The following is a 25,816-nucleotide window of genomic DNA, read 5'->3' as shown; positions in this document are numbered from 1 at the left end:
CTTCGTTCTGGAATTCCCCGAAGAATCGAAAGCAGGATAAATGCGGCGAATTAACGGGCCGTTTAGTATTTATCGAAGGCCGAACGGCTTCAGCTATGCGCGAAAATATCGCTCTCGGGCCAGCCGGCGAGGTCCAGTTTCGCACGCATGGGCAGAAAGGCGAAACAGGCATCGGCCATCTCCGCGCGGTCCTCACGGACCAGCCTTTCCTGCAGCTTTTCACGCAGCCGGTGCAGATAGAGCACGTCCGAAGCGGCGTATTCGAGCTGTGCATCGGACAGATGGTCGGCTCCCCAATCGCTGGACTGTTGCTGCTTGGAGAGCTGTACGTCGATCAACTCCTCACAAAGGTTCTTCAGTCCGTGGCGGTCGGTGTAGGTGCGGATAAGGCGGCTGGCGATCTTCGTGCACCAGACGGGCTCGGCCAGCGTTCCGAAGGCCTTGTACAGCGACGCGATATCGAACCGGCCGAAATGAAACAGCTTTGTGATCTGGGGATCGGCGAGCAGGCGCTCGATATTGGGCGCGGAAGTTTGCCCTTTGGCGATCTGAACGATATCCGCCGTGCCGTCGCCCGGCGAGAGCTGCACGACGCAGAGCCGGTCGCGATGCGGCTCCAGACCCATGGTCTCGGTGTCAATCGCCACCGCTTCGACCTGGTAGTTGGATAAATCGGGCAGGTCACCCTTGTGATAGCGGATCGTGGTCACATAGTCTCCATTCGGCGCGAACATGCCTATTCCATAGGCGCAGATCGATCAATTTTGTGAGGACAAGCACGTCCTGACAGTTGTCGTGCCATATTATTGGACGTCCGGTTTGGCGAAAACACTGTCGCTTGTAAAGAGTAATGGCGCGCCTGTTGGGCAACTGCGCAAAACCTTCCGGAGCAAGCAGAAGCAGTCCCTCAAATCATCACGCCGTAATGGTCGATCGCATCGAGAAGCGCGTCCTCCTCATAGCCGAAATGCGACAGAACAGTCTTCTCAAGACGTTCGATGGCCTGACCGAGCTTCTCCCGGCGGACAGTATCGGAAGGTGTTTCCAGAAATGCTGTCGTCGCCTCCCACAGCGCAACGATCTGGGCGTGGACGATCTGATGTTCGGCCATCAATTGCGAGATAACGGCATTGAGCTCGTCACTGCGCTGAAGCTGCGGATACATCGCACCGTCCTCGATCTGATGATGGAAGACGAGAGCCTGGCATTCTTGGCCGCAAAGCGTTCCGAACCTGCGCAGATTGCCGGTCATGGAGAGATTCTGGGTTGCTGCCGCCATTTCCTCCGGAGAGATTGCCCCCTGCTCCATCTCAGCAAACATGCGCTTCAAGCCACTTAACTGGCGCCTGTGATGCTCATGGATCGCCTGAAGGTGGCGACTGCCAGCCCGTTGCGCGGGTTCGCTGTCGAATTTTGGCACCGGTGGACGCGCGGTTTCGTCGAGGTCGTCCATATTCTGTTCTGGCTGTTTCACAGTATATACCTGTTCCGGTTCGAGGCGCGGTTCGACGACAGATCACGTCGAACGCGAAGAACGCGTGCGTTATGGCTTTCGAAAGTTTCTCGACTTGACTGCGAGATCAGAACGCATTTCTGCCGCGATCGCAAAAATTTAGGATATCAGACAACGAAATTGTAAGCACCGGCGGGAAATAGTGCGCGATAGCGCATGAGTCGATGGAGTGCAGCGTCGCGAGCGGACTCGTTCCCGAAGGAGCAAAGGTGCAACAGTCGACGATCACGCAGGCTGATCTTGAGACGGCCATTCGCCAGAAGAGTTGGACAGGGAAATTCTCGCCCGCTCTTGAGGCGGCGTACCTTTCCTACGTGCGGCAATATCACGTCGGATATCTGCGCAGTACCATCATTCCATCGCTCTTCATCTACAACGCCTTTCTGATTGCGGACTATCTGCTCGTGCCGGACAGCTTCGGCCTGACGCTGATGCTTCATCTAGGGATGGTCTCGATCTGGATTTTGGTCGTGGGTCTATCCCTCAAGAATGTTCACGGGCCGGTGGTGCCCCAACTTCTCGCCGTCAGCATCCCTATCCTCATGATCGCGCAGATCATGATGGTCTACTCGGCCAGTGAGAGCGTCGCCAAGGAGCAGTATCAATATCTGGCGATCCCGATCGTAATCTACATGAACGTCGTTATCCGTCCGGATCGCCGGTTTGCCCTCGGAGCATCGGCGCTCATCACCGCGCTTTATTCAACGACGCTCATCGTCGGCTCTGCGCCCTTCTCCGTCAAACTGGTCGGAATCAGCACGATCATCGCCGTTGCCTATCTGACCTTGAGTGCGAACGCGCGTATGGAACGCGACACGCGACACGCTTTCCTGCGCCGGCTTCAGGACGAGCATCATCGAAACCAGTCGGAGGAAGCGGCCAATCGGGACGCGTTGACCGGCCTTTCCAATCGCCGCCATTTGGACTCATGGGTCAACGCCAATTGGGAACGGCTTGCGCAAGACAATATCTCCATCGCGATCGTGATGCTGGATATCGACCATTTCAAGTCGTTGAACGATCGCCATGGGCATACGATCGGGGACCGGTGTCTGGAGAAGGTCGCCGATTTATTATCAAAGAATTTGAGAGATACGAGCGATATGGCCGTTCGCTATGGCGGCGAAGAATTCCTTGTTATGCTGACGGCCGCCGACCTCACCACCGCAAAGCAGTTTGCCGAACGTGTTCGCCATGCGCTCGAAACCATGAGCCTCGATATCGAAGAGGAATGCCTTTACCTGACTGCTAGCTTTGGGGTCATGGCGGGACCAGCCAGTTCGCACGCGATTGAGGAACTGATCGAGGGAGCTGACAGCGCTCTCTACAACGCCAAATTGTCCGGTCGAAACCGCGTTTGCCCACCATCCAGGCTGCGCAAAAAACAGAGCGGCGACGACAAGGCTGCCGCCGCCGCGCTCTAGATCCAGAGCCTCACCTGATAAGGCCGGTCTGGCTTGGCGTTACACGTCCAGATTGGCCACCGAAAGCGCGTTTTCCTGAATGAAGTCGCGGCGCGGCTCGACATCGTCACCCATCAAGCGGGCGAACAGACTGTCGGCGTCGTTGGCGTCGTTCACCTTCACCTGCAGGAGCGAACGCGCGGAAGGGTCCAATGTCGTTTCCCAGAGCTGGTCGGAGTTCATCTCGCCGAGGCCCTTGTATCGCTGCATCTGAATACCTTTACGACCGGCTGCGAAGATCGCGTCCAGAAGCGCCTGCGGGCCGGAGAGGGTTTGGCTGGTGTCCTTGCGGCGCAGCTGCGGCAGCCTGCCGTAAATGGCTGCCATCCGTTCATGATACCGGTGTAGGGCCCGCGCATCGGCAGAATTGATCAAGGCCGCATCCAGATAGACGACCTCTTTGACGCCGCGTACGGTCCGTTCGAACATATAGCCGCCGGAAGAAATCGCGCTCGGATCGTTGGTGGTGGCGACACGCCCCTCCCATCCGCGTTCCGTTTCGTCGGCTATCAGATCCAGCCGTTCGGCCAGACGGTCTGCCGTGGCTTGGGCATCGCCGTTGGTGAGGATCGACGGATCCAGCGCGCCGGCGATAACCGCCTGCTCGACGATGGCATGATCGTAGCGGCTGTGCAGGCCGTTCAGCAGGCTGCGAACGGCAAGAGCATCGTCGATCAATGCGCGCAGATCAACTGCCGTGCGCGTTTCCCCGTCGGCCAGAACGAGCGACGCGTCTTCGAGACCGCTATCGATCAGATAGTTCTCGAAAGCGGGCTCGTCTTTGAGATAGACAGCACTCTTGCCGCGGCTCACCTTGTAAAGCGGTGGCTGTGCAATGAAGAGATGGCCGCGCTCGATCAGTTCCGGCATCTGACGGAAAAAGAAAGTCAGCAGCAATGTGCGGATATGGGCGCCGTCAACGTCAGCATCGGTCATGATGATGATCTTGTGGTAGCGCAGCTTTTCCGGGTTGAATTCGTCCTTGCCGATACCGGTGCCGAGCGCCGTGATGAGCGTGCCGATCTGGTCGGACGAGATCATGCGGTCGAACCGGGCGCGCTCGACATTCAGAACCTTGCCGCGGAGCGGCAGAATGGCCTGGTTCTTTCGTGAACGTCCGGATTTGGCCGAACCGCCAGCGGAATCACCCTCGACGATGAAGATTTCGGATTTGCTGGGATCGCGCTCCTGACAATCGGCGAGTTTGCCGGGCAGCGAGGTAATATCCAGGGCGCCCTTGCGCCTTGTCAGTTCACGGGCCTTGCGAGCCGCCTCGCGCGCAGCGGCGGCTTCCACCACCTTGCCGATGAGCGCCTTGGCTTCGTTCGGATGCTCTTCGAGCCAGGTGCCGAGCGCTTCGTTGACGAGGCCCTCCACGACAGGGCGGACTTCCGATGAAACCAGCTTGTCTTTCGTCTGGGACGAGAATTTCGGATCCGGCACCTTTACCGAGAGAACAGCCGTCATGCCCTCACGGCAATCATCGCCGGTCAGGCTGACCTTTTCCTTCTTGATCATGCCGGACCGCTCGGCATAGCCGGTGACCTGGCGGGTCAGCGCGCCGCGAAAGCCGGCGAGATGTGCCCCGCCATCGCGCTGCGGAATGTTGTTCGTGAAGCAGAGGACATTTTCGTGGTAACTGTCGTTCCACCAGAGCGACAGCTCGACGGTGATCCCATCCCGCTCTCCGACAATATGGATCGGATCGTCGACCAGCGGCTTCTTGGCCCGGTCCAGATAGCGGACAAATTCGACAAGCCCGCCCTCGTACCACAACTCGACTTTCTTTTCGTCGGCATGGCGCTGATCGATCAGAACGATACGAACGCCCGAATTCAGAAACGCCAGTTCGCGCAAGCGATGCTCCAGCGTGCCGAAATCGAATTCTGTTTTCGTGAATGTTTCCTCGGACGGCAGGAAGGTAATCGCCGAGCCCGAACGACCTTCATAGGTGTAAGGCTCGCGGCTCTCCTCGTAAGTGCCCGTCACCTCAAGCGGCGCATCAGCCACCCCGTGGGTGAAGCTCATCTCATTGGTCTTGCCATTACGATTGATCCGCAGCTTGAGATATTTGCTCAGCGCGTTCACGACCGAAACGCCGACGCCATGCAGGCCGCCGGAGACCTTATAGGAGTTCTGGTCGAATTTTCCGCCGGCATGAAGCTGGGTCATGATGACTTCTGCGGCAGAGACCCCCTCTTCCTTGTGGATATCGGTCGGAATCCCGCGGCCATTGTCGATGACGGTGCACGAGCCGTCCGCATTGAGCTGAACGGTGACGAGATCGGCATGGCCGGCAAGCGATTCATCGATCGCGTTATCGACCACCTCATAGACCATATGGTGCAGACCGGAACCGTCATCGGTGTCACCGATATACATGCCCGGGCGCTTGCGCACCGCATCCAAGCCCTTAAGAACAGTGATGGAATCGGCGCCATACTGGCCACCGTCGTTCCGTTCCGCCGACGCTTCGCTCATACAAACTCCGCCTTGAGGAGGGCTTGTTCGAAGCACTTCAATTCCGCGCTCGAATCGCCCGTCTAAATCCGTTTGAATATAGGCATTTCCGTCTTAAAAACCAAACCGGCAGCGAGTTGGCACGGGTGCGGGGCACAGCGCTTCGGTTGTGTCAGCATCACCACCTCCTAAATATGTGGATAAGATCGCCTCCAACCGCGCCAGGACACAGCCATGGATGCCGAACCCGCCGCTTTCGTCCCACCCGCGCCGCGTCCTCGATCTTCGCCGCCAAGCTTTCTGGAAATGCTCCGGACCGTCTACCGGAACCCGATCGCGCTCTGGGGCGAGCCATCCTACAATCAGCCATATGTGCACATCACGAGCGGCATCGGAGCACCGATGGTCGTGGCGAACGATCCGGCTTTGATCCGCTACATTCTGGTCGAGAATGCCAAGAATTATCGCATGGCGAAGGTGCGTCAGCTCATTCTCCGGCCCATTTTGCGGGACGGCCTGCTGACGGCAGAAGATGAGATTTGGAAGCGCGGGCGCAAGGCGATGGCGCCGGTGTTTACGCCTCGGCACATTCGCGGCTTTGCCCAGCCGATGAAGTCGGTGACAGAAAGCTACGTCGAGGCCTATGAAAGTCTTGCCGATACCGGTGAACCGCTAGATCTCGCCCATGAGATGACCCAGCTCACCTATGCGATTCTGGCGGAAACGCTTTTCTCGAACGAGATCGCGGGAGCGCCCGAGGAATTCGGTGAAAGAGTTGATCGTCTCCTTCATACAATGGGGCGGGTCGATCCCCTCGACCTTCTGGCAGCGCCGGAGTTCATTCCGCGCCTGACGCGCATACGCGGCCGCAAGACCCTCCGATATTTCCGGGCCATCGTGCGCGAAACCATGCATATGCGGCAGGCCAAGCTTGAGCAGGGTGCGGATTGCCCGGAAGATTTTCTGACGCTTTTGCTTCGTGCGATGGGCCCCGGCGCGCTTTCCGAAAAAGAGGTCGAGGATAATATCATCACCTTTATCGGGGCGGGCCATGAGACCACGGCAAGAGCGCTTGCCTGGACGCTCTATTGCCTTTCCCAGGCACCGGCCGAGCGCGCCAGGGTGGAGGAGGAGGCGGACCGCATCACCGCCGAAGTCTCCGACCCTTATGACTGGCTCGACGCCATGCCCGTTACCCGTGCGGCCTTCGAGGAAGCCATGCGGCTCTATCCGCCGGCGCCCTCCATAAACCGCGAGTCGATTGAGGCAGATGAGTGGCGCGACCTGAAAATGGCGGCAGGTACGACGATTCTCGTGATGCCATGGACGCTGCATCGCCATAAGCTCTACTGGGATCAACCCGAAGCGTTCAGGCCATCGCGCTTCATGCCGGAAAACCGGGACAAAATCGACCGATACCAATATCTTCCGTTCGGGGCCGGACCGCGCACCTGCATCGGAGCGAGTTTCGCCATGCAGGAGGCTGTCATTGCGCTGGGCGTGCTATTGTCACGGTATCGTTTCGACCTCGCCGAGGGGGCGCCTCACCCCTTTCCGGTCCAGAAACTGACACTACAGCCCGAGAACGGTATTCGCATGAACGTCACCCGACGCTAAGGCCGCCCTCCCCCTCCGTTCGGTGACGAATATCGGCCGACGGGTTGATCCGAACGAGAGAGTTCCTAGGCTTATTCCCATGACGATGTTGGGTGGGCACATCAGCCTGCCCGCTTCTGCGTTCAAAAATCCTGTTCGGCGGCGCGTTCCGCCATGCACAGGCGCAAGCAGTATCCGGGGTAAATCAAGGAGGGTTCAATAGAGGTGAGCGACACGGGACCGGTTTCACAAAGCGAGTCATCTTCAGACGTCGAGGACGCGCTTACGATCAGAAACCTTTACAAGGTTTTCGGCGACGACCCGAAAGAAGCAATCTCGCTTTACAAGAGTGGCAAGGACAAGGACGAGGTCTTTGCCGATACCGGCATGGTGATCGGTGTATGCGATGCCAGCTTTGCGGTCCGTAAAGGCGAGATCTTCGTGGTCATGGGCCTTTCCGGCTCAGGGAAATCAACCCTGGTCCGCATGCTCAACCGGCTCATCGAACCCACCGAGGGCGAAATCATCGTTGGCGATCAGAACATCGCAGCGATGAGCGAAAAGGAGCTCAACGAGTTCCGCCGCAAGCATATCTCCATGGTGTTCCAGTCTTTCGCGCTGATGCCGCACATGACCGTGTTGCAGAACGCCGCATTCGGGCTGGACCTGTCGGGCGTTCCGACCGACCAGCGCGAAAAACGGGCGCAAGCCGCTCTCGAACAGGTCGGCCTCGGAGCCCACGGCAAGAGTTATCCGAACGAACTTTCCGGCGGTATGCAGCAGCGTGTCGGCCTTGCCCGGGCTCTCGCCAATGATCCGACCATCCTGTTGATGGATGAAGCGTTTTCGGCGCTCGATCCACTCATCCGAACGGAAATGCAGGACGAATTGCTGCAATTGCAGGCGGAGGACCGCCGCACCATCGTCTTCATTTCCCACGACCTCGACGAGGCCATGCGCATCGGCGACCGTATCGCTATCATGCAGGGCGGCCGCGTGGTGCAGGTGGGTACACCGGATGACATTCTCCACCGTCCCGCGAACGATTATGTCAGTTCGTTCTTCAAGGGCGTTAACGTCCAGAACGTCATCACGGTGGGCGACATCGCTGCACAGGGCAATTATCCGGTCCTCAAGGAGGATACGGATGTCCAGAGTGCCATTGCGGCGCTCGATCGCGATGGATTCGCCTATATCGTGGATCGGAACGGCGCCTATATCGGCACGGTCTCACATGCCTCTCTGCAGGCCCTGAACAGCGGCAGCAACGTCAGCGCCGCGCTCCTGCCCGAGATGAACGCCATCAAGCGGCACGCGACACTGACGGAAATTATTACGCCTGTCGCCAAGGCGCCCGCGCCCGTTCCCATCATCGAAAACGACGGCACATTTATCGGTACCGTCGGCAAGGACACACTTCTCGAGGCCATGAGCCGGGAAGGAACCGCCAATGAGTAAAGCATATCAGATTGCCCAGGCGGACAATCCATGGGCATCCAGCGAGCCCGCTGAATCCGCTCCCAACGCAGCAGATGGCGGCGGACCGACGTCCGCCTCGAACCCATGGGGTGGGAGCGACGCCGCAACACCCGGCGAGAGTACCGACGTGCCGGACTGGCTGAGCACGCCGCCGGCCGAGGCACCGGGCTTCGACTGGACTCATCCGTTCGAAGGCGAAGTCATTCCCCTCGCCGACTGGGTCGAGACCGCTCTCGACTGGATTGTTGCCAATCTGCGTCCCGTCTTTCAGGCGATACGTCTGCCTGTCGACGCGGTTCTGAGCTTTATCGAATCCGCGCTTCTCGGCGTGCCGCCGCTCATCATGGTGCTGCTGATCGGCCTGATTGCCTGGCAGGCCGCGGGCCGTGCCCTTGGCATCGGTGCCGTCATCTCGATGATCTTCGTCGGCCTGATCGGTGCGTGGGAAGAATCGATGACGACGCTCGCGCTCGTCTTCACCTCCGTGTTTTTCTGCGTGGTGATCGGCCTTCCGACGGGTATCTGGCTGGCGCGTAACGACCGCGCAGCGAGCAGCATCCGCCCGGTTCTCGATGCCATGCAGACAACGCCGGCCTTCGTCTATCTGGTGCCGATCGTGATGTTGTTCGGCATCGGCAACGTGCCGGGCGTCGTGGTGACCATCATCTTCGCGCTGCCGCCGCTCATCCGGTTGACTAACCTTGCCATCCGACAGGTACCCGAAGATCTGGTGGAAGCGGCGCGAAGCTTCGGCGCATCGAAGAGGCAGCTTCTCTTCAAGGTGCAACTGCCGATCGCCATGCCGACGATCATGGCGGGGGTCAACCAGACCCTGATGCTTGCTCTTTCCATGGTCGTCATCGCATCGATGATCGCGGTGGGCGGCCTTGGCCAGATGGTCCTGCGCGGTATCGGACGGCTCGATATGGGCCTCGCGACGGTCGGCGGCGTCGGCATCGTCATTCTCGCTATCCTGATCGACCGCATGACACAGGCTCTCGGCAAATCGCGCCGCGAACGGGGCAATGTCGCATGGCATCACAGCGGGCCGGCGGGCTTCGTCCGGTCGCTGATCAAGGGCCGCTCGAAGACCGCAGACGATGATTCAAAGAACACGTCTCAGGCAGATAGTACCGCCTAGAAAAAGGCTCTGGCGCCTCTCGCGCCGGACCCCATCCAGCCGGAATTGCCGGCTGTCTGTGCGGAAAATACTTTTCGCGCACCACAATCAAAACAGGGAGATCTCAATGAAAACGAGAACCTCAACGAAGACAATCATGGCTCTTGCAGCTGCTGCCGGTATTTCGATGGCATCGGTTTCCGGAGCAGCCTTCGCACAGGATGCTTCCATGCCGGGTGAAGGCGTGACGGTCACGCCGCTGAAATCATCCATCGCCGAAGAAACGTTCCAGACCATGCTCGTCATGAAGGCGCTGGAAGAATTGGGTTATGATGTGGAGGACATCAGCGAACTCGAATACGCCGCCGCCCACGTTGCGATCGGCAATGGTGACGGCACTTTCCTCGCCGACCACTGGAACCCGCTTCATGTCGACTTTTTCGAAAAGGCCGGCGGTGAAGACAAACTCTACCGCGAGGGGGTCTATTCCGAAGGCGCGATCCAGGGGTACCTGATCGACAAAAAAACGGCGGATGAGCACAACATCACCAATATCGAGCAGCTCAAGGATCCGGAGGTCGCCAAGCTGTTCGACAATGACGGTGACGGAAAGGCCGATCTGGCCGGCTGCACGCCCGGCTGGGGCTGTGAAGGCGTGATCGAACATCAGCTCGACGCTTTCGAACTGCGCGATACGGTGACCCATAATCAGGGTTCCTATTCGGCGATCATCGCCGACACGATCACCCGCTACGAACAGGGCGAATCCGTCCTCTACTACACTTGGACCCCCTACTGGGTTTCGGGCGTGATGGTTCCGGGCAAGGACGTCACCTGGCTCAACGTGCCGTTCTCTTCGCTTCCGGGTGAGCGCAGCGACGTCGACACCGCGCTTCCGGATGGCTCCAACTACGGCTTCCAGGCGAACAACCAGCACATCATCGCCAATCGTGAGTTCGCCGAGGAAAACCCTGCGGCCGCAAAGCTCTTCGAGGTGATGAAGCTGCCGGCGAATGATATCAGCGCCCAAAACCTTCTGATGCAGGAGGGACAGGACAGCGAGGCCGATATTGAGCGTCATACGCAGTCGTGGATCGACGCCCACCAGGACGAGTGGAACAGCTGGCTGGAAGAAGCTCGCGCAGCCGCTGAAGGCAGCGACGCTTCGGAAGAAAAGTCCGACGGATAATCTGCAAGATTTTTCAGGCAGCATAATCGCCTGACATACTAACGAGCGGGCGGGATCGTTTCGACGGTCCCGCCCGTCCTGCGTTCAAACGCAAGGCCGGCCCACATCCCATCTCCGGACATCGCCAATCGCGGCAAGATTGCGGTCAAAGCATGTTCTTCTCGCGTTGCCGGAACGAATGGTCAGGCGCGATGTTGTTGCACCGACAGGGACAAACAAGAAACTACTAATGGGAGTTACTGCATGACCTATTTGAAAACCATTCTGCTCGGCACTGCCGGCGCTGTTGCCCTCACCGGTGCCGCCATGGCCCAGACCACCGCCAGTGCGACGACGGAACTGAACGTGCGCTCCGGCCCAGGCCCGAACTTCGAAGTGATTGGCGCCATCCCGGCCGACGGTCAGGTGACAGTCAGCGGTTGCACCGAAACCGGCAATTGGTGCCAGGTGACCATGGATGGAACCACCGGCTGGTCCTATGCCCAGTATCTGACCAGCGAATATGAAGGTGAGCGCGTGGTCGTCGTTGAGCGCCGCCAGGACCTCGGCGTTCCGGTCGAGACCTATGATGGCGCAGAGGCAACCGGTGTGGTTACCGGCGCAACCGGCGGCGCAGTTGCAGGCGCGCTGATCGGCGGCCCGGTCGGCGCAGCGATCGGCGGCGTTGCCGGCGCAGCTGTTGGCGGCGGTACGGGCGAAGCCCTTAGCCCCGATGATCGCGTCGTAACCTATGTTCGCGAAAACCAGCCGGATCCGGTCTATCTGGATGGCGAAGTGGTCGTCGGCGCCGGTGTGCCGGACACAGTCCAGTTGCGTGAAATTCCGGACTATAACTACCAGTACGCCTACGTGAATGGTCAGCCGGTCCTGATCGAACCGTCCAGCCGTCAGATTGTCTACGTCGTTCGCTAAGCGACGAGAGACCATCTGAAGAAAGGACGGAAGGCCCGCCAATATTGGCGGGCCTTTTTCTATGTGCGGCGAGAAAAGTCTGTCGGGTTACGCGCGATGCGTGTCGGGTGATGGCAGTCCGGCAAGCTGCGTGCCCGTGACGCCCGTATCCGTGCCGTCATCGCGGCCATATGGCCATGTTCCGTCGTCTCGGGTGCCGTAAGGTTTTTCCTGGCGGGGCGGGATCTCGTTCTCCAGCCGTTCCACTTCGTGCTTCCGCTTCTTGGCGAGACGCCGGTAGCGACCCTGCCGAATCCAGGATGCGACCCCGCCGATCACCATTCCGAGGATGAGAGCGGCAAGAAGCCAGATGAAGAGCGGCAGCGCGATGCTCAGATTTTCGTTGCCGGTCTGGAAAATATCGAGCGTCAGCGGCACCGACTGCCGGTTCACAACCGCCAGAGCCACCAGGATGATGGCCAGCGGGACGAGAATGACAGCTGTCAGAATACGGGAAATCATAAATGGAATCCGTCACAGAAGGTTTTGGTCCATCGGGAAGATAGGCGTCCGGTCCGAACGGGTCCAGCCGGTTATCCCCTCTTTGCGAAAATCGGGTGGCGGTGGTCACGTCTTGCGGGCAAAGCTCTGCTACAGCAAAAAGCGAGCCGAGCACGATGAACATACCGATCGCAGATTTCAGGCCCATGCAAGAGAGCGAATGTTCAGGCGCGAGTGATTTCGCCGTCATAGAGCGGATCGTCGGCCATATCAGCGAACACCATGCCAGGCAGCCCGGGCTCGATGAGCTTGCTGCACTCGCCGGCCTATCCCCGGACGGTCTTATCCGCCTTTTCCGCCGCTGGGCGGGATTGACGCCAAAGGCGTTTCTTCAGGCCGTCACCCTCGATCATGCGCGCCGTCTTCTCGGCGAAGGGGCGGACCTTCTCGATGCCAGCCTCGAACTTGGGCTCTCCTCGCCCGGCCGCCTGCACGATCTGTTCGTGACACATGAGGCGATGAGCCCGGGCGAATGGAAGGCGAAAGGGGCAGGCCTCCAGATCACCTATGGATGGCACGAAAGCCCCTTCGGCGCCGCCCTCGTCATGATTACGGAGCGAGGGCTGTGCGGGCTGGCCTTTGCGGAGGAGACGGGTGATGCTGCGACCTTTCAGGATATGAGCCGCCGCTGGCCGAACGCCGTTTATCGCCGGCAAGATGAGCTGACCGTTTCCTATGTCCAGCGCATCTTCGACCCTGCCGAGTGGCGGGCTGATCGCCCGCTTCGCGTCATCCTGATCGGCTCGGATTTTCGTATCCGCGTTTGGGAGGAACTTCTGCGGCTCAAGCCGGGCAAGGGAACGACCTATGGCACGATTGCGCGTTCGATCGGCGCTCCGAAGGCATCACGCGCCGTCGGCGCGGCGGTAGGCGCAAATCCCATTTCCTTCGTGGTGCCATGCCACCGCGCACTCGGAGCCGGCGGCAAGCTGACCGGCTATCATTGGGGCCTGACACGGAAGCGCGCCATTCTGGGCTGGGAAGCGGGACTGTCGTCGCGGGATCGATAAATCCCGGCGCCTTTCCCGTTTCGCGCCGAACGCCAGATAATGTGCATGGCCGATCGGATCACGCTCAACGAAGATCACGGAAAGCTGCTCGACAAGAATGACGTCGAGACGGTGTTTCGCATTCTCAGCCGACATCTTCCCGGCAAGAGCCATTCTGCCAAGGGACCGAAGGGACAGCGGACACCCTTTCAATCAGCCATAGCGTGCCTGCTTTCGGCACAAAGCCGCGATGCCAACACCGCCAAAGCTGCCGAGGCCCTGTTCGACATCGCGGAAACACCGGCTGCGATGCTGCGCCTCCACGATGAGGATATCCGCGAAGCGATCCGCCCGGCCGGTCTCTACAATATGAAGACAAAGCGCATCCGGGCCTTTTGCGAAACGCTTCTGGACGAATTCGAGGGGACGGTGCCCCGGACGCGAAAAGAACTCATGCGTCTGCCCGGAATCGGCAGGAAGTGCGCCGATATCGTCATGCATTTCGTCTTCGATGAGGCAACGATCGCGGTCGACACCCACGTCAATCGCGTCTGTCACCGAACAGGTCTGGCGCAGGGCAGAACAGCCGACAAGACAGCGGAAAATCTCATGGAACGCGCCCCGGACTGGGCGTTGGACGAGGGCCATTTCTGGCTCATTCAGCACGGCAAACGCACCTGCACCTCGCGCGCGCCTAACTGTCGGGATTGCCCGATCGACGCCCAATGCCTGGCGCGGCACGCCGGCTGAAACGGCGGCTCTCCGGCTTTTCGTACCGCCTTTCAAAAACTTGTAACGGCCTGCCGCCCAACCCATATGGAAATGAGGATGCCACGCCGAAATGGGTGGCTTCCAGAAACTGTCGCTCGAATGAGGACAAAGAGATGACACGGATGACACCGTTTTCCAGCCCGCTCTTCCTGGGCTTCGAACAGATGGAAAAAACCGTCGAGCGGCTTGCGAAATCGGCCGACGGGTACCCGCCTTACAATATCGAACGCATCCACGACGATGAGGGACAAGCAGTTCGGTTGCGAATCACGCTCGCCGTGGCGGGGTTCGAGGATTCCCATCTGGATGTGACGACGGAAGAGAACCAGTTGATCGTACGGGGGCAGCAATCGGACGATTGCGAGCGCGACTACATTCACCGCGGCATCGCGGCGCGCCAGTTCCAGAAGAACTTCGTACTGGCCGACGGTATGCGGGTTCTCAGCGCTGAGTTGAAAAACGGCTTGCTCTCCATCGATCTGGACCGCCCGGAAGCGCAGCGCCTCGTTCGGAAGATCGATATCCGCACGGCCGGGTAAGGCTCTGCCAATCTTTCCGGCTCGAAACGGAACAGAATCGTAAAATTCGTTACCTTTCATTAACGGCTCAAGAGGACGATTGTACCCGCAAGGGGAGGTCTGTTCTCAGCAGGAGGCTGACCATGACTGCTATGCTAGACACACAGGTTTCTACCGAACAGTTCGCTCATATGGGCGAAGGTGCCATCGGCTATATACGCAAAATATCATCGGACGATTTCATGGCCGCATGGCCGGGAATCGCAGAGATGCCATCGGGCATCGACATCTGGGCGCTTTTTGCCGCAGATGGCATGCCGATATTGCTGACCGACGAGAAATCCACGGCGCTGGCCGCCGCCGAGGAAAAGGAACTCCGGGCGGTGACGCTTCAGTAGAGCAAGCCGACCGCATAAAATGAAAAGGCTGCACCGCGGAAAAAACGGTGCAGCCTTCTTTGATTTCATAGTCGGGGCGCCCGTCAGGCCGCTTCCTGCGCACTTTCTGTCAGTATCGCGTAGATCGCGGCGGCATCATGCATGCCGCGGATTTGCTGCATCGTGCTAGAGCGGCGAAGAACGCGCGCGATACGCGACAGTGCTTTCAGATGGTCCGCGCCGGCATCCTCCGGCGCCAGCAGCATGAAAACGATATCCACGGGCTGCTCGTCGATCGCATCGAATTCGACCGGTTGATCGACAGTTGCGAAGACGCCCTGCAACCGCCCAAGATCGCTCAGCTTGCCATGCGGAATGGCCAGGCCGTTCCCGGCGCCGGTCGACCCCAGACGCTCACGCTGAAGCACGGTGTCGAAGATATCACGCTCCGACAGTCCGGTCAGTTCCGCTGCGCGGCCTGCCATCGCCTGTAGAAGCTGCTTCTTCGATTTTGCCTTGAGCGCCGGCATAATCGCCCGTGCACTTAGCAGATCGGATAATTCCATCCTGCCCCTTCCGGACCGTTCACGCCGCGAGGGCGAAGACGGGCCATCCAAAGATTGGGTTCAGCGGTCAGTTCGCGGTGGTGACGCCAGCCGGATCGATCCAGCCGATATTACCGTCGTCGCGCCGGTAGACCACATTCACATGGTCGCTCGATGCGTTGCGGAAAACGAAGACAGGGCTGTCCTTGGTGTCCAGTTCCACGACGGCGTTCGCGACACTCATCACCCGCAGCGACATGGAGGATTCGGCTACGATAGCGGGCGCATAGTCCTCCGCCACCTCTTCCTGCTCTTCGGGAACCGCGCTCATGATGCGATAGGCCGCATCGAAGGCACCATCCTGATTGTTGTCGCGGTGGCTTTTGAGCTTGCGCTTGTAGCGACGAAGACGCTTCTCGATCTTGTCGGCCGCCGTGTCAAAGGAGGCTTGCGGCTCCTGTCCGGTCGAACGGGCCTGCAGGACCATACCGGTATCGAGATGGATCATGATATCGGATTCAAAGCCGCTGCCTGACTTGTCGACCGTGACATGACCGGAGAAACCGCCATCGAAATATTTTTCGAGAGCTTCGGAGATACGGTCTTCGATCCGGGTACGGAAGGCATCGCCCATATCCATGTGTTTGCCGGAAATGCGCAGGGTCATAAGGTATCCTCGTAAAAAACAGATACTGGGAAAGAGAAAATACTCTCCCAGAGCGGGCGGGCAAGGCATTGACGTCGGTCAAGTGAACAGCGGAACCGAAGCCTGATGCGCTGCGCGAAGTGGAACTGATGGGCGCGCGGAATATTGGGCCGGGCATTGGAAGTCAAGTTTGCGGCTCCAAAGCCCGAACGGTTCTAAGAAGCTTCGGCCTGCGCCCGAGCCTTTTTTTCGCGGCGGCGACGGACGGAGGACGGGATATTCATCGCTTCGCGATATTTGGCGACAGTGCGCCGCGCAATATCGATTCCCTCGCCCTGAAGATGTCGAACGATCTGGTCATCCGAAAGAATCGACTTCGCGGTTTCGGCCTCGACCATCTGGCGGATCCGGTGGCGGACCGCCTCCGCCGAGTGGCTATCACCGCCTTCCACCGCAGCCAGCGCGGCTGTGAAGAAATACCGCATTTCGAACGTGCCGCGCGGGGTCAGAAGATATTTATTACTGGTCACGCGGCTGACCGTCGATTCATGCATGCCGATCGCATCGGCCACCGTCTTCAGATTGAGAGGACGCAGTTCCGTGACACCATGGACGAGAAACGCATCCTGCCGGCGCACGATCTCGCTTGCGACCTTGAGAATGGTCTTCGCCCGCTGGTCGAGACTACGGGTCAGCCATTGCGCATTCGCCAAGCATTCCGAGACAAAGGTCTTATCCTCCTTGCTGGCCGGCGAATTGCTGACCCGCGCCACATAAGACTGGTCGATCAGGACACGAGGCAAAGCTTCCGAATTGAGTTCGACCTGCCAGGAGCCATCCGCAGCCGGCGTAATCACCACATCCGGCACGATCTCATCGGGATAGGCGCGGCCATATTGAAGGCCGGGCCTTGGATCGAGGCGCCGAATTTCCGCCAGCATCTCGATCAGGTCGTCTTCGCCGACGCCGCAGATGGAACGCAGCGCGACAAAGTCGCGTCGGGCAAGCCGGTCGAGATTGGCAATAAGGGCTGCCATGGCGGGGTCGAGCCGATCCTTCACCCGAAGCTGTGCCGAAAGGCACTCTGCCAGAGAACGGGCGAAGATACCGACCGGCTCGAAACGCTGACAGACCGCCAGCACGGCATCGACATCCTCGATCTCCACACCGAGACGGTTCGCCGTCTCGGCAAGGTCGGCGCGAAGATAGCCGCACTCATCCAACTCATCCGCAAGAGTTGCCGCGATCAGACGGTCCTCGCCTGTCCGGAATGAAAATGCGATCTGTTCCGCAATGTGGGCCTCCAGCGTGACGGGCGCGGCGGCAAAACTGTCCAGATCAAGGGCATCGCTGCCCGATATTGCACCAACGCCCCCGGCTGCGCTTTTCCATTGGCCTGTCAGATCAGGCGACAAGGTTGCCTGGCGTCCGGGATCATCCGGAAAGACGTTATGAAGAGACGTATCCATCACCTCGGCGATCGAGCCGCTATCCGTCCCCTCAGCTGAAGCCCCGTCGAAGCGATAGCCGGAATCGGACAAATCCTCTGCCGAAGCAGATATATCCGCGCCGGCCTCTTCCTTTTCGATCAAAGGGTTACGCTCAACCTCCTCCTCGATGAACCGGTCCAGCTCGGCCTGGCTGAATTGCAGCAGGCGGATCGACTGCATCAATTGCGGCGTCATCACCAGTGACTGGCTCTGGCGAAGCTGTAGACGCGCGGAAAGGCTCATGAACGCTACCCCTTAATGGCGGCCTGCCGGCAGCCGACCCTCGCCTTCTACGGGAGCGAGTGGCGCTCAAATTCAACTGGCACGAGGATTGCTTGTCAAGCGATCACGCCGTCAATGCGGCTATAAGGTAAAATTCTCACCCAGATAGAGCCGCCGCACATCGGGGTTTTCAACGATCTGCTGGGGCGTGCCGTGGGTCAGCACGGTCCCTTCGTGAATGATGTAGGCGCGATCGATCAATCCAAGCATCTCACGAACGCTGTGGTCGGTAATCAGGACGCCGATACCGCGCGCCTTCAGGTGCCGAACGAGCTTCTGGATCTCCGCCACCGCGATCGGATCAACACCGGCGAAGGGCTCATCCAGAAGCATGAAGCGGGGCCGGCTCGCCAAGGCGCGTGCGATCTCGAGCCTGCGCCGCTCGCCGCCCGATAGGGCCGTCGCCTGACTCTTGCGAAGATGGGTGATGCCGAATTCCGCGAGGAGTTCGTCCAGACGGGATTGCCGCGTCTGCCGATCCTTCTCGACAAGTTCCAGAACGCCCATAATGTTGGCTTCGACCGTCAGCCCCCGAAAGATAGAGGCTTCCTGCGGCAAATAACCGATACCGAGCCGGGCGCGGCGGTACATCGGCAATGTCGAGATATCGTAGCCGTCGAGTTCGATCGAACCCTCATCGACCGGTACAAGTCCCGTTACCATGTAGAAGGTGGTGGTCTTGCCCGCCCCGTTCGGCCCGAGCAGGCCGACAATCTCGCCGGTTCGCACACCGACCGAAGCACCGGAGACGACCTCGCGTCCGCCATAGCGCTTTCTGACGGTCCGCGCGATCAGCGTATCGGCAAGCCGTTTCTGATCGTCTTCCGACGGTATATAGAATTCGTCCGCCATATCACGGCGCGTCAAACCTGGAATTCGCATGGGCGAGACCGTCCGCTCACTCGCTGTCCGGAGAGATGACCATTCGCACGCGGTTGCCGCCGCAGGCTTCGAGACGGGCCTTGCCCGTTTCGGTCTGCACGGTCAGGGCGCAGCCGGTCAGCACGTTGCCGCCATCGGACAAGACAACTTCCTTGCCCGTCAACCGCAGGACATTGGCGCGCATGTCGAAGCTGCCTTCATCGCCAGTTGCGGTCTGCGTGCCGGAATTGACATAGACCTTGCCGCCAACTTCGATCCTGTCGATATCGGACGAGTTCTGGCCGGTCGTGCTCGCCGGTTTGGCTTCGCCTTGCGAAGGCTGTTCCTTCTTGTCGGAGTAAAACACCTTCATGAAATTGGAACGCATCTGCGTCGGGCCCTGAACCACCACGACGTTGCCCGTGAAGATCGCCGTGTTTTCCTGATCGAAAACTTCGAGCTGATCGCTCTCGATCTGGATCGGCTTGTCGCCCTCCATCCGAAAGTTCGTATCCTGAGTCTGCTGGGCATGAGCGAAGGATGAAGACAGGCCGACGAGCAGAAGGCCGATCGCGGCGACACCGGATCGTTCGCGGAACGGGAAGGATCTATTCATTAGCTGTTTCCTTCGAGGGCGGCGTTTCGCTCGCATTCGCCTGGGGTCGTACATCGTCGGGTACAAGCTGCATCCGGACCGATCCCTTGAACAGGATGGTGCGGCTGCGGCTGTCGATGCGGACGCTGTCGGCCGTCAGCGTGGTCGTTTCGGTCTTCAATCTTACCGGTTTGTCACTGACGAAGCTACCCGCCAGAAGGTCGATACGCCCGTCCTGGACGAGAGCGGTATCGCCAGCCGACGTTTCCAGATCGAGCGGCGACAGAAAATCGAGAAACTGGTTTTCCGCATCATAGAAACCCGCATCGGAATTGAACGCGACGCGGCTGTCGGAGCCGAGAGGTAGCTCTCCGGTTATGCCGCGCAATTCGAGGCGATTGAGATCGTCCGGCGATTGCAGGGCGCTTTCGGCTTCGATCCGGTAAGGCTGGTCCGAGCTGTTGCGCCCCTCTAGTTTGGGCGCACCCATGACGACCCGGCCATCCTCGACGTCCATATCGCCCAGTTCCGGAGTAGGAATCGCCAATGTCGCCAGTGCCGTCGCAAGAACACCGAAGGCAAGGATGGCGCCGGCCGCGAAAAAAAGGGCGGATCCGAAGGATCGAACCCGGCGGCCATGGCGCCGTGCTTCAAGAACACGTTCACGCACGGAATGCGCATGGCCCGAACCAAACTGGTGCTCGACATCGCTCATCCGACGCTTCCTGCCCCGACACCAACGCGAAGGCAAGCACTAAGAAAGAATAAGGGCCTCTTGAATCCTTACGAAATGGTACAGATTCCGGACATCGGTGCGGTGCGCCGAAGCGCAAGCGGAGATCGATCATGAGTGGTGCCGATATTGAAGAGATTGTCGCACGCCGACAGCAAAGGCGGAAACTCGGCCGCTGGCGCACCGCCGCCATTCTTTTCGCTCTCGTGGCGATCGGAGCTGTAGTGTGGCGCGTCGGCGAGACGCAGGCCAATCTTTCGCCCATCTCACAGATCGCCAAGGTGAAGATCGAAGGGACTATCACGGAGGACAGCGACCTTCTGGACCGACTCGATAGCATAGCCGAGACCGAAAGCGTCGAGGGTGTGTTGCTTGTGATCGATTCACCCGGCGGCACGTCGGTCGGAGGAGAAGCCATTCACAATGCGGTCCGCAAGATCGCCGCGGAAAAACCCGTCGTGGCCCAGGTCGGCACGCTGGCAGCGTCAGCCGGTTACATGATCGCGTCGGCAGCGGACCACATCGTTGCGCGGCAAAGCTCCATCGTCGGATCGATCGGTGTTCTGGTCCAGTATCCGAACGTCCAGCGCGGCCTCGACATGATCGGAGTGGAACTCGACGCGGTGAAAAGTTCGCCGCTCAAGGCCGAGCCGTCACCTTTCAATGAAACCACGGCGGAGGAACGCGCGGTTCTCCAGCGGCTCGTCGATGACATTTACGATTGGTTCGTGACCCTTGTGGCGGAACGCCGTCCGCTATCGCTCGCCGAGACGCGAAAGCTGGCCGACGGGTCGGTCTTCTCCGGACGTCAGGCCCTCGACAACAAGCTCGTCGATGAGCTCGGCGGAGAGGATACGGCGATTGCCTGGCTGGAGAGCAAGGGCGTCGCGTCGGGCCTGACCGTTGTGGATTGGGAGCCCGAGACACAATACAGTCTATTCGGTATTCCGCTCGGCCGGACAAACGCGGCGGCTGTCAGTCTGGAAGATGTGATGCAACTACCCCTTGTTGCTCAATGGTTTAAGCGAGAGCTTATGCTTGACGGTGTTATGGCACTCTGGCAACCTTCCAGTGCCGGTAAGTAGCATCATGATCGGACGAGCCGGGAGGAGTTTCATGAGCCATGATTAAATCTGAACTCGTGCAGACCATTGCCAATCGTAATCCGCATCTCTTCCAGAGAGACGTGGACCGTATTGTCAATGTCATTCTGGAGGAGATTTCGCAGGCGCTTATCGAAGGCGATCGCGTTGAATTGAGGGGGTTCGGCGCTTTTTCGGTCAAGAACCGGCCCGCGCGGACAGGCCGGAATCCGAGAACCGGCGAGACGGTCGAAGTGGAGGAAAAATGGGTTCCCTTCTTCAAGGCCGGCAAGGAATTGCGTGAGAGGCTGAACGACAAGAAGAACTAGTTCGGTTGTGTGAAGCGCAGCCTCCTGCACGTCGGAATCGCGTGATCAACGACCTCTGGCGGTCGCGATCGCGTCCCCAAAGGCTTTTGCAAAGCTGCTTCTGTCATCGGGGTTGAGAAATCCGCCCACAGGCAGATGCCGTGCCCTGTCTTTCAGGGCCATTTCGATAATGCCGATTTCGGGCTTCCGCTTGACGGAAAACCGTGTCCAGAACGGGTTGAACTGATGGCGCGCCATGCGGCCCGAGGGTGCATATTGGCGAACCTCGATATCATGGCGCCAGACGGTAATTTCCTCTCTGGCGCGAGCAGCGCGGTAGTTCAGCCGGAACGCGATATAGAGAATGACCAGATCGAGGCCGAAGAAACCGAAGATCGGCCAGGCTCCCATCGACCAGAACATCAGCCCTGTCCCAAGCCATAAGACGCCCACCGCGACCATGAGGATGGCAAAGCCGGGCTTGCCGAGCGAGCGATGCGGCGTCAGAACCGCGTCGAAAATGGGGCTCTCGGCGGGATCCGGCCCGATTTGGTTTTCACCTGTCGTCATGATCAACCCTGTGCAAGCCGGCTTCCAGCCGAGATGCAGGAAAGCTATAGGCCTTCCATGACAGCAAAAAAGAGCACAAAGACGGCGAAGGGCAAGAGCGCGGCGGCAACGGGAAAAAGAGAACGCGCGCCGAAATCTGCCTATTCGCGGGCCGAAACCGAAGAGATATTCCGCCGCTTTTCCGTTCAACGCCCGGAGCCCAAGGGCGAACTGGTGCACACCAATCCTTTCACCCTCGTCGTAGCAGTGGCGCTGTCGGCGCAGGCGACCGATGTCGGCGTGAACAGGGCGACGGCCAAACTCTTTCCCGTCGCCGACACGCCGGAAAAGATGATCGCTCTGGGTGAAGAGGGCGTCGGCGAATATATCCGGACCATCGGCCTCTGGCGCAACAAGGCGAAGAACGTCATCGCCCTTTCGCAGAAGCTGATCGACGATTTCGATGGCGAAGTGCCGCGGACGCGCGACGAACTGGTGACCTTGCCCGGCGTCGGCCGAAAGACGGCCAATGTGGTCCTCAGCATGGCGTTCGGCCACGACACGATCGCTGTCGACACGCATATCTTTCGGCTGGCGAACAGGCTCAAGCTGGCGCCCGGCAAAACCCCGGATGCCGTAGAGGCGCACCTGCTGAAAGTCATACCGGATCATTATCTTCGCCATGCCCATCACTGGCTGATCCTGCACGGCCGTTATGTCTGCAAGGCACGCAAACCCGAATGCAGCGCTTGCATCATTGCCGACCTCTGCAAGGCCGACGAGAAAACAACCGATATTCCGGCGCCGCTGGTCGAACTTCCGGAGCAGGAGATCGGCTGAACTGGCCGATCAGGCCGGAATAGAGCGCGGCGTGTCGGCGGGCGCCAGCGCGAACTGACTGTCCCGCTTGCTGAGCTTCATGTGGAGGTGAACCATCAGCGCAGCCGCAAAGAGCGGCGTCAAGAGATTGAGAAGTGGCACGGAAAGCAGTGCCGCAATCGGCACGCCGGCCAAGAAGACCGTCATCGCATGCCGCTTCCGAAAGGCTTTCGCCTCCGCCTCGGTCCGATAGCGCAAAGCTGCGAACTCGAAGAATTCACGGCTCAGCAAGTAGGCGTTGACGACAAAAAAGGCGAACAGATTGACGAAGGGCACCAGCAGCAGGATCAACGCCAGAAGGTTGCCAAGAATGACGACGCCGAGAAACTTCGCGCTCAGCCACAAGCCGGCGATCAGCGGAACAGAACGGCCCACCTGTAGCGATGGGTAGTCTTCCTTCTCGATCACCTCCGCCGCGTCATCGAGAAAGAGCGAGACGACAATGGCGCTGACGGGCGCGATCAGCAGCCCGAGAACGATGGCGAAGACGATGGCCGCAAGAATGGAGGCTGTCACCTGAAGCCAGCCTTCCCATTGAGTTTCGCCATCCCACAGCGCGTCCACCCAAGGAAGCGCCGCCCATTCGAAAAGCTCGCGCAGCCCGAACCAGACGAGCACCAGAGCCAGTAACGTCAATCCGATCGATTTGAAGAACACGCCGCGAAATTCCGGTGAGAAAAGGCGGATGAAGGCAGCAGATGCGGCGGAAAAGATCATGACAGATGCAATGGCTCAGACGGAAAGCGGTACGGTTGGTGAGGTAGGCTCTCTCTTGTCTTCGATCAAGCCGCGCCCCGTTTGGGCGGCCGCATTCTGCGAAGGGCTTTGCAATTCCATGACCGGGGGGTTATGCGAGATCAACCTCCCCTTGCATGACGGAAAAACGAATGAGCGACGGACCCTTCCATCACGTGCTGTGCATCGGCAATGCGATGGTCGATATGCTGGCCACCTGCGACGATGCGTTTCTGGCCCAACACGAGATCATCAAGGGGGCCATGAACCTGGTGGATGCCGAGCGGTCCGCCAAGCTTTACAATGCGATGGGGCCCTCCGAAACGATGAGCGGCGGCTCTGCCGGCAACACCGCCGCGGCGATCGCCGCCCTTGGCGGGACCGTCGCCTATATCGGTAAGGTCGCCGATGACCAGCTGGGCACGATCTTCGGCCATGATATCCGGGCGCTCGGTGCCTCCTTCAATACGCCGCCGCTCCTCGGCGGCGACCCCACGGCGCGGTGCATGATCTTCGTTACGCCGGATGGCGAGCGTTCCATGAACACCTATCTCGGAGCCTGCACGGAACTGACTGAGGACGACATCGCCGAAGAGACCGTGAGCGATTGCGCCCTCACCTATTTCGAGGGCTATCTGTGGGATCCGCCCCATGCGAAAGCAGCCATCCGAAAGGCTGCAGATCTTGCGCACAAGCATGGACGGCAGGTCGCGATGAGCCTGTCGGACCCATTCTGCGTCGACCGTTACCGCGAGGAATTTCTCGGTCTGCTCCGCGACGGCACAGTCGATATCGTCTTCGCCAATGAGACAGAATTGCTGTCGCTCTATCAGAGCGAGAATTTCGATGAGGCGCTCGGTCAATTGGCCGCCGATTGCGTGCTCGCCACGGTGACCCGTGGGCCGGAGGGCTCGGTCGTGGTCAAGGATGGCGAGCGGTACGACATACCGGCCTTCATGGCAGCCGTACGGCGGGACACGACCGGCGCGGGCGACCTTTATGCCGCGGGCTTCCTGCACGGTCTGGCCACAGGTCGTTCGCTACCCGACAGCGCTGCGCTCGGCAATTTCTGCGCCGGCGTCATTATCGAACAGATGGGCCCTCGCCCGCCACAGAACCTGGCCGAACTGGCCCGCTCGGCCAACAAGCTTTAGACAGAGGCGGATTCGAACCTATCTGTTCCTGCGTCGTCATCATTCGAGGCTGGGAATGCCCTATCAGCTCAAGATCGATCGCCCGCTAATCGAAGCCGTCCGAAAAGAGGGCGACAAACAGCTTCGCAAGGCTGCCGAGTCCATTCGCGAGGGCGACGATCTGGAGGAGGCGGTTCACGATCTCCGCAAGCGCATGAAGAAGGTGCGAGCATTGCTTCGGCTCGTTCGCCCGGGCCTCGAAAAGACTTATCAGATAGAGAACAAGGCGTGCCGCGATGTCGCACGCCCCTTCTCCGAGATCCGCGATGCACAAGTTCTGCCGACGACCATCGCGCGGCTTCGCGATGTCTTCGCGGCCAATGATGAAGCCAGGCAGCTTTTCAAGCCGCTGGAGGCATGGGGCGATGCGCATCGGCAGGAGATACTGGACGATGCCGATCTGAAGGAGCGAAGGCAGGAGGCAGCGGATACGATCGAGAAAATCCGTGAGCGCTTCCACGAGATCGAACTGGACTGCGCCCCCGAAAAGGCGCTTCGAAAGGGTGTGGCAAAGTCCTATGGCCGAGCGCGAGACGGCCTTTCGGAGGCGATCGTCTCCTCAGACGCCGAATTGCTCCACGATTGGCGCAAGCGTCTGAAATATCACTGGTATCATATGCGCCTTCTGCGCGACATCTGGCCGGATGCGATGGATACGCGCATCGCGGCTCTGGACCGGTTGACCGATATTCTGGGCACAGACCACGATCTGGTCGTCCTGCTCGAACGGCTTCGCGCCGATGATCCCGACGGTCTGACCAAGGAAGCGCGTCGAGGCCTCGAAGTACTTCTGGCCACACACAGCACCAGCCTGCGTGTCGAAGCGTTCCGGCTCGCGCCGCTGCTTCTCGTGGAGAAGCCCCGTGCGCATGGGCGGCGAATGGCGGGCCTTTGGCGTGTCGCAAATGCCGCCAGTCTGGTTCAAAAATAAAAGAGCCGGACGTTTCCGCCCGGCCCCTTCGCTCCCCAGCAGAACTGCGGGTTGATGCGG

The 25,816-nt window shown here is 59.6% G+C and carries 27 protein-coding genes; 15 read left to right on the top strand and 12 right to left on the bottom strand.

Translation table 11 applies throughout. The features are described from left to right. Nucleotides 1–89 precede the first annotated feature (89 nt). Nucleotides 90–734, bottom strand: coding sequence for a ribonuclease D (locus tag D8780_RS00570; protein ID WP_121643887.1), 645 nt, complete (start codon nt 732–734; stop codon nt 90–92). Between the two features lie 173 nt (nt 735–907). Beyond that, nucleotides 908–1,453, bottom strand: a complete 546-nt coding sequence (locus D8780_RS00565; protein ID WP_121643886.1) for a hemerythrin domain-containing protein — start codon at nt 1,451–1,453, stop codon at nt 908–910. 269 nt (nt 1,454–1,722) lie between these two features. Here D8780_RS00565 and D8780_RS00560 point away from each other — a divergent pair, with 269 nt between their 5' ends. Beyond that, complete coding sequence (locus tag D8780_RS00560) at nt 1,723–2,937, top strand: GGDEF domain-containing protein (protein ID WP_158598399.1); 1,215 nt, start codon at nt 1,723–1,725, stop codon at nt 2,935–2,937. Nucleotides 2,938–2,976: 39 nt separating this feature from the next. Here the strand turns inward: D8780_RS00560 and gyrB are convergent, their stop codons facing one another. After that, nucleotides 2,977–5,457 carry a DNA topoisomerase (ATP-hydrolyzing) subunit B gene (gene gyrB, locus D8780_RS00555; protein WP_121643884.1) on the bottom strand — a complete coding sequence of 827 codons (2,481 nt, stop codon included), beginning with the start codon at nt 5,455–5,457 and terminating at the stop codon, nt 2,977–2,979. Between the two features lie 213 nt (nt 5,458–5,670). On the opposite strand from gyrB, the gene D8780_RS00550 reads away from it, so the two are divergent. From D8780_RS00550 to D8780_RS00530, 5 genes are all read left to right on the top strand, one after another. Continuing rightward, entirely contained in the window at nt 5,671–7,053 is a 1,383-nt protein-coding gene (locus tag D8780_RS00550) for a cytochrome P450 (protein ID WP_121643883.1), read from the top strand. 204 nt (nt 7,054–7,257) lie between these two features. Then, nucleotides 7,258–8,490 carry a glycine betaine/L-proline ABC transporter ATP-binding protein ProV gene (proV, locus tag D8780_RS00545; protein WP_121643882.1) on the top strand — a complete coding sequence of 411 codons (1,233 nt, stop codon included), beginning with the start codon at nt 7,258–7,260 and terminating at the stop codon, nt 8,488–8,490. After that, nucleotides 8,483–9,652, top strand: coding sequence for a glycine betaine/L-proline ABC transporter permease ProW (gene proW, locus D8780_RS00540; protein ID WP_121643881.1), 1,170 nt, complete (start codon nt 8,483–8,485; stop codon nt 9,650–9,652). The genes proV and proW overlap by 8 nt, the downstream gene beginning before the upstream one ends. Nucleotides 9,653–9,758: 106 nt before the next feature. Next, nucleotides 9,759–10,820, top strand: coding sequence for a glycine betaine/L-proline ABC transporter substrate-binding protein ProX (proX, locus tag D8780_RS00535; protein ID WP_121643880.1), 1,062 nt, complete (start codon nt 9,759–9,761; stop codon nt 10,818–10,820). Between the two features lie 243 nt (nt 10,821–11,063). Further along, nucleotides 11,064–11,732, top strand: coding sequence for a DUF1236 domain-containing protein (locus tag D8780_RS00530; RefSeq protein WP_121643879.1), 669 nt, complete (start codon nt 11,064–11,066; stop codon nt 11,730–11,732). Between the two features lie 87 nt (nt 11,733–11,819). Here D8780_RS00530 and D8780_RS00525 read toward each other — a convergent pair whose 3' ends face one another. Then, nucleotides 11,820–12,233, bottom strand: coding sequence for a LapA family protein (locus D8780_RS00525; protein WP_121643878.1), 414 nt, complete (start codon nt 12,231–12,233; stop codon nt 11,820–11,822). A gap of 185 nt (nt 12,234–12,418) precedes the next feature. Here D8780_RS00525 and D8780_RS00520 point away from each other — a divergent pair, with 185 nt between their 5' ends. The 4 genes from D8780_RS00520 (at nt 12,419) to D8780_RS00505 (ending at nt 14,948) form a co-directional block, all read left to right on the top strand. Then, on the top strand, nt 12,419–13,282 hold the full coding sequence (locus tag D8780_RS00520; protein ID WP_121646267.1) for a methylated-DNA--[protein]-cysteine S-methyltransferase: 864 nt from the start codon (nt 12,419–12,421) through the stop codon (nt 13,280–13,282). 45 nt (nt 13,283–13,327) lie between these two features. Continuing rightward, entirely contained in the window at nt 13,328–14,011 is a 684-nt protein-coding gene (locus D8780_RS00515; protein ID WP_121646266.1) for an endonuclease III domain-containing protein, read from the top strand. 134 nt (nt 14,012–14,145) lie between these two features. Further along, a complete protein-coding gene (locus tag D8780_RS00510; RefSeq protein ID WP_121643877.1) occupies nt 14,146–14,571 on the top strand; it encodes an Hsp20 family protein in 426 nt (141 codons plus the stop codon). A 122-nt stretch (nt 14,572–14,693) separates the two neighbouring features. Then, entirely contained in the window at nt 14,694–14,948 is a 255-nt protein-coding gene (locus D8780_RS00505; protein WP_121643876.1) for a BQ00720 family protein, read from the top strand. A gap of 83 nt (nt 14,949–15,031) precedes the next feature. On the opposite strand, the gene ptsN is transcribed toward D8780_RS00505, so the two are convergent. The 6 genes from ptsN to D8780_RS00475 all read right to left on the bottom strand — a co-directional run bounded on the left by ptsN (nt 15,032) and on the right by D8780_RS00475 (nt 20,061). Continuing rightward, the gene (ptsN, locus tag D8780_RS00500) at nt 15,032–15,493 is read right to left on the bottom strand and encodes a PTS IIA-like nitrogen regulatory protein PtsN (protein ID WP_121643875.1); all 462 of its coding nucleotides are present in this window, start codon (nt 15,491–15,493) and stop codon (nt 15,032–15,034) included. A 67-nt stretch (nt 15,494–15,560) separates the two neighbouring features. Then, nucleotides 15,561–16,139, bottom strand: coding sequence for a ribosome hibernation-promoting factor, HPF/YfiA family (gene hpf, locus D8780_RS00495; RefSeq protein WP_121643874.1), 579 nt, complete (start codon nt 16,137–16,139; stop codon nt 15,561–15,563). A 194-nt stretch (nt 16,140–16,333) separates the two neighbouring features. Beyond that, nucleotides 16,334–17,851: an RNA polymerase factor sigma-54 gene (gene rpoN, locus D8780_RS00490; RefSeq protein WP_121643873.1), complete on the bottom strand. Its 1,518-nt coding sequence runs from the start codon at nt 17,849–17,851 to the stop codon at nt 16,334–16,336. 120 nt (nt 17,852–17,971) lie between these two features. Further along, entirely contained in the window at nt 17,972–18,742 is a 771-nt protein-coding gene (gene lptB / locus D8780_RS00485; protein ID WP_245412359.1) for an LPS export ABC transporter ATP-binding protein, read from the bottom strand. A gap of 46 nt (nt 18,743–18,788) precedes the next feature. Beyond that, nucleotides 18,789–19,367, bottom strand: a complete 579-nt coding sequence (locus D8780_RS00480; RefSeq protein ID WP_121643871.1) for an LptA/OstA family protein — start codon at nt 19,365–19,367, stop codon at nt 18,789–18,791. Then, nucleotides 19,360–20,061, bottom strand: coding sequence for a hypothetical protein (locus tag D8780_RS00475; RefSeq protein WP_121643870.1), 702 nt, complete (start codon nt 20,059–20,061; stop codon nt 19,360–19,362). The genes D8780_RS00480 and D8780_RS00475 overlap by 8 nt, the downstream gene beginning before the upstream one ends. A 131-nt stretch (nt 20,062–20,192) precedes the next feature. Between D8780_RS00475 and sppA the strand changes: the two genes are divergently transcribed. Both sppA and D8780_RS00465 read left to right on the top strand, forming a co-directional pair. After that, on the top strand, nt 20,193–21,164 hold the full coding sequence (gene sppA / locus D8780_RS00470) for a signal peptide peptidase SppA (RefSeq protein ID WP_121643869.1): 972 nt from the start codon (nt 20,193–20,195) through the stop codon (nt 21,162–21,164). 38 nt (nt 21,165–21,202) lie between these two features. Further along, nucleotides 21,203–21,490, top strand: coding sequence for an integration host factor subunit beta (locus D8780_RS00465; protein WP_121643868.1), 288 nt, complete (start codon nt 21,203–21,205; stop codon nt 21,488–21,490). A 45-nt stretch (nt 21,491–21,535) separates the two neighbouring features. Here the strand turns inward: D8780_RS00465 and D8780_RS00460 are convergent, their stop codons facing one another. Next, nucleotides 21,536–22,039 carry a DUF2244 domain-containing protein gene (locus tag D8780_RS00460; protein WP_121646265.1) on the bottom strand — a complete coding sequence of 168 codons (504 nt, stop codon included), beginning with the start codon at nt 22,037–22,039 and terminating at the stop codon, nt 21,536–21,538. A 57-nt stretch (nt 22,040–22,096) separates the two neighbouring features. On the opposite strand from D8780_RS00460, the gene nth reads away from it, so the two are divergent. Further along, on the top strand, nt 22,097–22,858 hold the full coding sequence (gene nth / locus D8780_RS00455; protein WP_121643867.1) for an endonuclease III: 762 nt from the start codon (nt 22,097–22,099) through the stop codon (nt 22,856–22,858). Between the two features lie 9 nt (nt 22,859–22,867). Here nth and D8780_RS00450 read toward each other — a convergent pair whose 3' ends face one another. Further along, on the bottom strand, nt 22,868–23,614 hold the full coding sequence (locus D8780_RS00450) for a sulfate transporter family protein (RefSeq protein ID WP_121643866.1): 747 nt from the start codon (nt 23,612–23,614) through the stop codon (nt 22,868–22,870). A gap of 170 nt (nt 23,615–23,784) precedes the next feature. On the opposite strand from D8780_RS00450, the gene D8780_RS00445 reads away from it, so the two are divergent. After that, nucleotides 23,785–24,786 (top strand): adenosine kinase, encoded by a 1,002-nt coding sequence (locus tag D8780_RS00445; RefSeq protein WP_121643865.1) that lies wholly within the window; start codon nt 23,785–23,787, stop codon nt 24,784–24,786. 55 nt (nt 24,787–24,841) lie between these two features. Further along, nucleotides 24,842–25,756 carry a CHAD domain-containing protein gene (locus D8780_RS00440; protein WP_121643864.1) on the top strand — a complete coding sequence of 305 codons (915 nt, stop codon included), beginning with the start codon at nt 24,842–24,844 and terminating at the stop codon, nt 25,754–25,756. The last annotated feature ends 60 nt before the right edge of the window (nt 25,757–25,816 follow it).

This window comes from Notoacmeibacter ruber, from assembly GCF_003668555.1.
Lineage (GTDB): Bacteria > Pseudomonadota > Alphaproteobacteria > Rhizobiales > Rhizobiaceae > Notoacmeibacter > Notoacmeibacter ruber.
This window is presented reverse-complemented; position numbering and strand designations above follow the sequence as displayed.